The organism is Nonomuraea zeae (genome assembly GCF_005889725.1).
In the GTDB taxonomy this organism is placed as follows: domain Bacteria; phylum Actinomycetota; class Actinomycetes; order Streptosporangiales; family Streptosporangiaceae; genus Nonomuraea; species Nonomuraea zeae.
Map to the genome: position 1 here is coordinate 1 of NZ_VCKX01000463.1, position 6910 is coordinate 6910.

Consider the following 6910-nt stretch of genomic DNA (forward strand, 5'->3'; position numbering starts at 1 on the left):
AGAGACAGCCGCACCCCCGAGCACCCCGGCTTCCTCTCACCGCACCCCCACGCGCGGATTCGGAACCACGTACCGGACGTCCACCACGGTCACATCCCGGACGTAATCCACCTGGGTGACCACGCAGTGCAGGACCCGAGCCCGCAGCCGGCTCTCCAGATCCACCCGCAGCATCGCCGGGTCAGAATGCACCACGTCCAGCGTCACCACCTGGTGCCGGGTGCGCCCGAGCAGCCCGGGATGATCGGCGAGGTACATCACCGCCAGCAGCACCCCGTTCAGCAGGAGCGACGTCATCGGCCACGCCCCCGCGATGCCGTTGACCAGGCCCAGCACGAGCGCGACGAAGTAGTAGGCGATCTCTTCCTGGGTGATCTCGCTGGACCGGAGGCGGATGATCGACAGCACCCCGAACAGCCCGAACCCGACCGCGATGTCCACCCGCTGCACCAGCAGCAGCGACACCACCGCGAAGATCCCCACATTGAGCGCGATGTAGGCGAACAGCAGATCACGCCGATGGTGGCGCCGATAGTAGAGTCCGTAGGCCAACACGACGATCGCCACGAGATCCATCACCAGCCCGGTTGTCACAACCGCCCCCCTCCATCGATCTCTCGACCTCTCGACGACAGCCTGCCGGCGGGCCGTGAAGCGACCGTGAGCTGATGATTAGGCGACTCTCATGCGGTAGCCCGTCCCCCGGACGGTCTCGATCCGCTCCGCGCCGATCTTGCGCCGCAGGTAACGCACGTAGACGTCCACCACGTTGGAGCCCGGGTCGAAATCGAACCCCCACACGTGGCTGAGCAGCTGCTCCCTGGTCAGCACCTGATCGGGATGACGGCAGAAGATCTCCGCCAGCGCGAACTCCCGCGTCGACAAATCCACCGCCCGATCGCCCACATAAGCCCGTCTGGCCCGCAGATCGAGCGACAAATCCGACACGCGCAGCACGGTCACCTCGGGCGCGCGATCGGCCCGCAGCCGCAACCGCACCCTCGCCAGCAGCTCCTCGAAGGCGAAGGGCTTGGCGATGTAGTCGTCGGCACCGCCCTCCAGCCCGGCCACCGTGTCGCTCACACTGTCACGGGCGGTCAGGATGATCACCGGTATGGTCACCATGGACTCGCGCAGCCGCCGCAACACGGTGAACCCATCGGTCAGTGGCAGGCCGATGTCCAGGATGAGCAGGTCGAACCCGCCCGCGCAGGCCAGGTCGTGAGCCGCCACCCCGTCCCCGGCCACGGCGGTCACGAAGCCGTTGGCCCGCAGCCCCTTCTCCACGAAGGACGCGATCCTGGCTTCGTCCTCGGCGATCAGAATACGGTTCACCGCACCTCCCACAGCTCCCACAGCGGGATGGACATGACAAAACAGGCTCCGCCCCCGGGAGCCTCGGTCACCTTCACGTTGCCGCCGTGCGCCTCCGCGATGGACCTGACGATGGCCAGCCCCAGACCGGCCCCGTCATGGGTCCCGGTGCGGCCCGCGCCGCGGATGAAGCGCCCGAAGATCCGTTCGCGATCGGCCGGGGCCACGCCGGGCCCGCTGTCGCGTACCCACAGCTCGACCCACCCGTCGCGGACGGCGGAGCCGACGGCGATCAGGTCGTCGTCGGTGGTGTGGCGGACGGCGTTGGCCACCAGCTGCATGAGCGCCTGCGTGAGCCGCTGGCGGTCGGCCGGCACGCGGGCCTCGGCCACCTCGTCCACCCGCCACCGACGCTCGCCCAGCGCGCGGGCCTTGGCCACCACGCTGACCGTGAGGTCGGCCAGCTCGACGTCGTCCAGTGCCAGGAACCCCGGCTGCTCGGCCTTGGCCAAGGTGAGGAGGTCGTCGACGATGCGGTTCATCCGGTCGAGCTCGTCGGTGACCAGGGCGAGGGTCTCCGCTCGGTCGGCCGGGTCGTCACCCATGAGCTCCAGATGTCCGCGGATGACGGTGATCGGGGTGCGCAGCTCGTGGCCGGCGTCGTCCATGAAGTGCCGTTGCACGACGAAGGCCTGCTCCAGCCGGTCGAGCATGTGGTTGAACGTCGCGGCCAGCGCGGCCACGTCGTCGTCGCCGGGCACGTCGAGCCGGCGGGTCAGGTCGGTGGAGTCGCTGATCTGCTCGGCCGTCTGGCTGACCAGCCGGACCGGCGCCAGCACCCGCCCGGCCACGAACCACCCCGCGGCCCCCGCTAACACCAGCGCGGCCAGCGCGGACAGGCCGAGGGCCCGCACCGCGTCCACGATCTCCGCACGGTGCTGGTCGTAGAGGATCGCCACGACGAAGTGGCCAGGGCGGCGATCGGCGGCCACGGTGACCGGGATGACCGCGTAATGGACCGTTCCCGCGGCGGTCTCGACCTCGGCGCTCTGCGGCTTGGTGGCCGTGGCCATCCGGGCGACGAGCCGCTCGTCGGTGTCGAGGCGGACCGGCGGCGGGACGCCGTGAATCTTGCTGGCGTTGCCGTCGACGATGCTGAAGAAGGTCTCCCACCGGTCGGGGGCGTTGAGCGCCAGGTATCCCGCGAGCAGGTCTTCCACGTTGGTGACCGGGTGTCCGGTCTTCGGATCGAGCGCGGTCGGGGCGTAGCGGCGCAGCTTCTCGACCTCGTTGGTGAGCTCGAGATCTATCCGGTGGTCGAGGCGGGTCAGCAGGATCGTCCAGGTCACGAAGATCGAGACCGACAGGGCGAGGCCGACGACGGCGAGCATCCAGCCCACGATCCGGGCGCGGGCGCTCACCCGCATGCGACCTCCCGATCAGTCGTCTCCATCGTCGTCTCCACCACCATCATCATCGTGCTCGTCGTCGCCCCCTGGCCTCGGCGACGGCGGATTGACCGGCTCAGCCTTCGTCCTGCGGGACGCCGGCCGCTCGCTCCCGCTCGGCTGCGCGCTCTTCTGCGCCGAGGGCGAGCCCGACTCGGCGGGCCGGTCGCTCTCCACGACCGCGCCCGGCTCCTCGCGCCTGCGCGGAGCCGGCGTGGCAGGCGCGCCCTCCTCGGGGGAAGGCCCGCTCTCGGGGGAAGGCCCGCTCACCTTGGGGGAGGACGACACCACGACGGGCCCGCCCAGCTCAGGCCGCTCATCGGCGGCCCGCACCAGCCCCATGGACATGAACCCGGCCGCCGCCACCCCCAAGGACAGCAGGATCATCGCTCCCCGATGTTTCATGAGCTTGACCTTGACGCCCTTCGAGGAGACCACGCTGAAGCCCAGATGAGAAACCTCTCATCTGATCGCAACCCGCCGCAGTAGAATCATGTTCTGATACCGGCTGGTCGGTCAGAAGGGGCGATTTATGAGGGTTCGGGACAAGGTCGTCGTCGTCACCGGCGGGGCGAGCGGAATCGGCCGGGCACTGGCCCTCAGGTTCGCCGCCGAGGGCGCGGTCGGCGTGGTCGTCGCCGACCTCGACGAGGCCGGAGCCCAGGCGGTGGCCGGGGAGATCGGCGACCGCGCGACGGCCGTACAGGTGGACGTGTCTTCGGAGCCGCAGGTCGCCGCACTGGCGAACACCCCGTTCGGCCCGGTCGACCTGTTCTGCTCGAACGCCGGGATCATCGGCGGCCACGGCCTCGACGCCCCAGAACAGGAGTGGACCAGCCTGTACGCGGTCAACGTCCTGGCCCACGTCTACGCCGCCCGCGCCGTCGTACCATCCATGATCGCCCGCGGCGGCGGCTACCTGCTCAACACCTGCTCGGCCGCCGGCCTGATCAGCTGCCCCGGCGACGCGCCGTACGCGGTGACGAAGGCGGCGGCGATCGCGTTCGCGGAGTGGGTGTCCATCCACTACGCCACCAAGGGCGTCAAGGTCAGCGTCCTGTGCCCCCAGGGCGTCCGCACCGCCATGCTGGCGCACGGCATCCAGGAGGACCACGTCACGGCCAGAGCCGTCGCCGCCTCGGGGGTCATCCTCGACCCGTCCGACGTGGCGACCGCGGTCGTCGAGGGCCTCGAAGCAGAGCGTTTCCACATCTTCCCCCACCCCGAGGTGGCGGAGTACGCACGCCGCAAGTCCGACGACCCGGACCGCTGGCTGGCCGGAATGTCGCAGTTCGTCGACACCCTGACGCAGCCCCGGTTCGCCACCCCGATCGACAATCCGACGGAGGCCTGAGCCGTGAGAACGACCGCAGCCCGCAGCGCCTGGCGCCGCCTGGAGCCCCTGCACGGAATGATCTACTTCGTGCCGGAAGCCGCCAACCGCTACACCGCACTTGGCCTGACCGGCAGGTCCGGCTATTTCGCCTCCCGGAGCGCCGCCTTCGGCCGCGCCACCGCCGACGTCGTGATCGCCACGTTCTACAACTTCTGCCCCGACCTCGTACGCCGCTCGATGGCCACCGCCTGGGACACGACCACCCCGGACCAGGTGCTCCAGGCCCGGCGGGAAGCCGCAGGTGAAGCCCTGCGCAGAGGCGGCCTCCACGAGGTCCCCGACCTGGACGCCACCCTCGCGCTGGCCCGCCGCGCCGCCGAAGCGGCCTGCGACCACCCCCAGGGTCGCCCGCTCTTCGCCGCCCACGCCACCCTCCCCTGGCCCGACGACCCGCTCCTGCAGCTCTGGCACGCACAGACCCTGCTGCGCGAGTTCAGGGGCGACGGCCACGTGGCCACCCTGCTCGCCGAGGGCGTAACCGGCGTCGAAGCCCTGGTGCTCCACGCCGCCTCCGGCGACGTCCCCACCGCGTTCCTCAAATTCAGCCGCGCCTGGCCGGAAGAGGACTGGACCGCCGCCGACGAACGCCTGCGCGCCCGGGGCCTCCTCGACGGCGACGCCCTCAGCACGGAGGGCAAGGCCCTGCGCCAGCACATCGAGGACCGCACCGACGCCCTCGCCATGCCCGCCTACTCGGCGCTGGGCGAGGACGGCTGCGAACGCCTCGCGGAGCTGGCCCGCCCCTTCGGCCGCCGCGTCGTCGAAGCGGGCTTGCTCTCCATCGGCTGACCCGCTCGCAGCCGGCCGCTCCACCATGACCGCCGGCGCCCAAGGGGGTCATGTCAGAGCAGGGTCGCCGCGAGCGTCGCGGCGAGCCATTCCTCGTACTCGGCCGCGCTCCATTCGCACACCTCGGTCAGTTTCTCGAAAGTCTCCGTCGAGGTGAGCGCGTAGATCTGCGCGGCCGCCCGGCCCGGTGGAAGGTCCGGGCGCAGCGCTCCGAGAGCATGGAGGTGCTCGGCCGGTCCGCGGCTGCCCGCCAGCCTTTCCCGTTCGATGCCGGCCAGCATCTGCTGGAGGCCCGCATCGGCCGGGGAGGCGGCGGCCGCCTCGCGCAGGACGCGGTGTACGGGCTTGATGCGCTGGTGGATCGCGGTGGCCATGGCGGCGTACCGGGCCAGCTTGCGCGCGGGATCCGGCTCATCGATGATCGCCTGGACCTCGGGGCGGTCGCTCTGCGGCCGGGGCTCGGCGTCCCCGGCCAGCGCGATGTCGTAGACGAGCTTGGCCAGCGCGGGTTTGCCGCCGGGGCAGGACGTGTACAGCGTCTGGACGGCCACGCCGGCGTCACGTGCCACCTCGGCCATGGTCGTGTCGGCATAGCCCTTTCCGACCATCAGCTCCCGCGCCGCCGTCGCGATCTTCTGTCGCGTGACCTGGGCGTGCTCCTGACGCAGGGCGCTGGAGTAGGCCCGCCGCTTCCTCTGCTCAGCCATCGGGACCATGATTCCAGAAGTATATTGACTAGAGACACCTCTAATGAAAAAGTACAGATCTAACCAAAGCTTGGCGATGGAAGGGCGCATGGTGTCCCTGGTTCTCACCGCGTTCCGGATGGCCGCGCTGCTGCTGGCCGGCCTGTACGCAGGGGGCGTCTTCTTCGTGGTGCTCGCCCCGTCCGTGGCCCGGATGCCGGGGCCCGCGTACGTCACGTACTGGCAGGCACTCAACGCCGACTACGGCCGTCGCATGCCGCCGCTCCTTCTGCCCGGCATCGCGGCCACGTTCGTCGTGACGGTCCTGTCGTGGCAGCGCGGCTGGCTCGTCTTCGGCGCCAGCCTGGCAGCCCTGCTCCTGGTGATCGCCACGGTCGTCCTCACCCTGGCAGGACTGGAGCCTCTCAACCGGATCGCGGACACCTGGGATCCGGACCGGCTGCCCGCCGGCTGGCACGCGAGCCGGCGGAACCACGGACATCGGCGGCAGACCGGCACGGCTGTCGAAGCACGGCGACTCCGGCGCCGCCGGCGGGCCGAGCACGCCCACGATCATCTGGAAGCTCCGTGACGACTTGGCCGTCGAGGTGTGCATCAGCCCCGGATACGCCAAGGAGATCGACGGACTGAGCGAGCTGAGGAAGGTCGCGGAGGGCATCCGCGCGACCTAGTGTGCCGATGAGGCCGGCGTCAGAGCTTGGAGAGGTAGTACATGTTGCCTGCCGGCTGGAGGATGCCCGCCAAGGTGGCGGCGCTGATGGTGTGGGCGCCGCCGGTCGGCTTCCACGGGTCGTAGACCGTGATGGTGCCCGCAGTCTTGTCGTAGCCGTAGGCGATGATCGCGTGGCCCACCTTGGTGCCCTTGATCTTGCCCTTGTTCCAGGGCAGCTTCTCCATCCACACCGCGAGCACGGGCGCCCGGTGCAGGTCGCCGATGTTCCCGGAGACCCGGTTCATGAGCACGATCGCGTTGCCGTCCGCGTCGGTCGGGCTCGTGTACTTGTAGCCGCGCGACTTCACGTAGGCGTTGATCACCGGCAGGGCGTTCGAGCCCTTGGTGCCCGCGGAGGCGGTCGTCTTCATCTTCTTGGCCAGGGTCGACTGGCTGACGCTGATGCCGAAGGTCGACAGGCTCATCGAGGACGAGGCGGGCACGCAGAAGTAGTTGGTCTGCTGCCGCTGGCCCTTGAGGCTGAGCTTGTACTTCAGGGGCGTGAAAAGACCCTTGGTCGTCGCGGTGGCGGTCGGGGTCGGGG

Annotated in this window: 9 protein-coding genes; 3 read left to right on the forward strand and 6 right to left on the reverse strand. The window is 70.0% G+C overall.

Annotated elements, in window-relative coordinates:
• Positions 1–36: 36 nt before the first annotated feature.
• The 4 genes from ETD85_RS58890 to ETD85_RS58905 all read right to left on the reverse strand — a co-directional run bounded on the left by ETD85_RS58890 (position 37) and on the right by ETD85_RS58905 (position 3167).
• Complete coding sequence (locus ETD85_RS58890; RefSeq protein ID WP_138698526.1) at positions 37–576, reverse strand: DUF4956 domain-containing protein; 540 nt, start codon at positions 574–576, stop codon at positions 37–39.
• Between the two features lie 96 nt (positions 577–672).
• Positions 673–1335: a response regulator transcription factor gene (locus ETD85_RS58895; protein WP_138698521.1), complete on the reverse strand. Its 663-nt coding sequence runs from the start codon at positions 1333–1335 to the stop codon at positions 673–675.
• On the reverse strand, positions 1332–2741 hold the full coding sequence (locus ETD85_RS58900) for a sensor histidine kinase (RefSeq protein WP_206059570.1): 1410 nt from the start codon (positions 2739–2741) through the stop codon (positions 1332–1334). The genes ETD85_RS58895 and ETD85_RS58900 overlap by 4 nt, the downstream gene beginning before the upstream one ends.
• 12 nt (positions 2742–2753) lie before the next feature.
• Complete coding sequence (locus ETD85_RS58905) at positions 2754–3167, reverse strand: hypothetical protein (RefSeq protein WP_138698522.1); 414 nt, start codon at positions 3165–3167, stop codon at positions 2754–2756.
• A 127-nt stretch (positions 3168–3294) separates the two neighbouring features.
• Between ETD85_RS58905 and ETD85_RS58910 the strand changes: the two genes are divergently transcribed.
• Both ETD85_RS58910 and ETD85_RS58915 read left to right on the forward strand, forming a co-directional pair.
• Positions 3295–4116, forward strand: coding sequence for an SDR family oxidoreductase (locus ETD85_RS58910; RefSeq protein ID WP_138698523.1), 822 nt, complete (start codon positions 3295–3297; stop codon positions 4114–4116).
• A 3-nt stretch (positions 4117–4119) separates the two neighbouring features.
• Positions 4120–4947 (forward strand): SCO6745 family protein, encoded by an 828-nt coding sequence (locus ETD85_RS58915; RefSeq protein ID WP_206059571.1) that lies wholly within the window; start codon positions 4120–4122, stop codon positions 4945–4947.
• 53 nt (positions 4948–5000) lie between these two features.
• On the opposite strand, the gene ETD85_RS58920 is transcribed toward ETD85_RS58915, so the two are convergent.
• Positions 5001–5654, reverse strand: a complete 654-nt coding sequence (locus tag ETD85_RS58920; RefSeq protein WP_138698524.1) for a TetR/AcrR family transcriptional regulator — start codon at positions 5652–5654, stop codon at positions 5001–5003.
• 88 nt (positions 5655–5742) lie between these two features.
• Between ETD85_RS58920 and ETD85_RS58925 the strand changes: the two genes are divergently transcribed.
• Positions 5743–6225 carry a DUF1772 domain-containing protein gene (locus ETD85_RS58925; RefSeq protein ID WP_138698525.1) on the forward strand — a complete coding sequence of 161 codons (483 nt, stop codon included), beginning with the start codon at positions 5743–5745 and terminating at the stop codon, positions 6223–6225.
• A gap of 119 nt (positions 6226–6344) precedes the next feature.
• Here the strand turns inward: ETD85_RS58925 and ETD85_RS58930 are convergent.
• Positions 6345–6910, reverse strand: a 566-nt coding sequence (locus ETD85_RS58930) for a C39 family peptidase (protein ID WP_170247438.1), incomplete at its 5' end; no start/stop codon positions are given.

Coding starts and splice junctions, on each gene's coding strand:
- ETD85_RS58905 (WP_138698522.1), bottom strand. CDS start 3,167: ATGAAACATCGGGGAGCGATGATCCTGCTGTCCTTGGGGGTGGCGGCG.
- ETD85_RS58910 (WP_138698523.1), top strand. CDS start 3,295: ATGAGGGTTCGGGACAAGGTCGTCGTCGTCACCGGCGGGGCGAGCGGA.
- ETD85_RS58890 (WP_138698526.1), bottom strand. CDS start 576: ATGGATCTCGTGGCGATCGTCGTGTTGGCCTACGGACTCTACTATCGG.
- ETD85_RS58925 (WP_138698525.1), top strand. CDS start 5,743: ATGGTGTCCCTGGTTCTCACCGCGTTCCGGATGGCCGCGCTGCTGCTG.
- ETD85_RS58900 (WP_206059570.1), bottom strand. CDS start 2,741: ATGCGGGTGAGCGCCCGCGCCCGGATCGTGGGCTGGATGCTCGCCGTC.
- ETD85_RS58920 (WP_138698524.1), bottom strand. CDS start 5,654: ATGGCTGAGCAGAGGAAGCGGCGGGCCTACTCCAGCGCCCTGCGTCAG.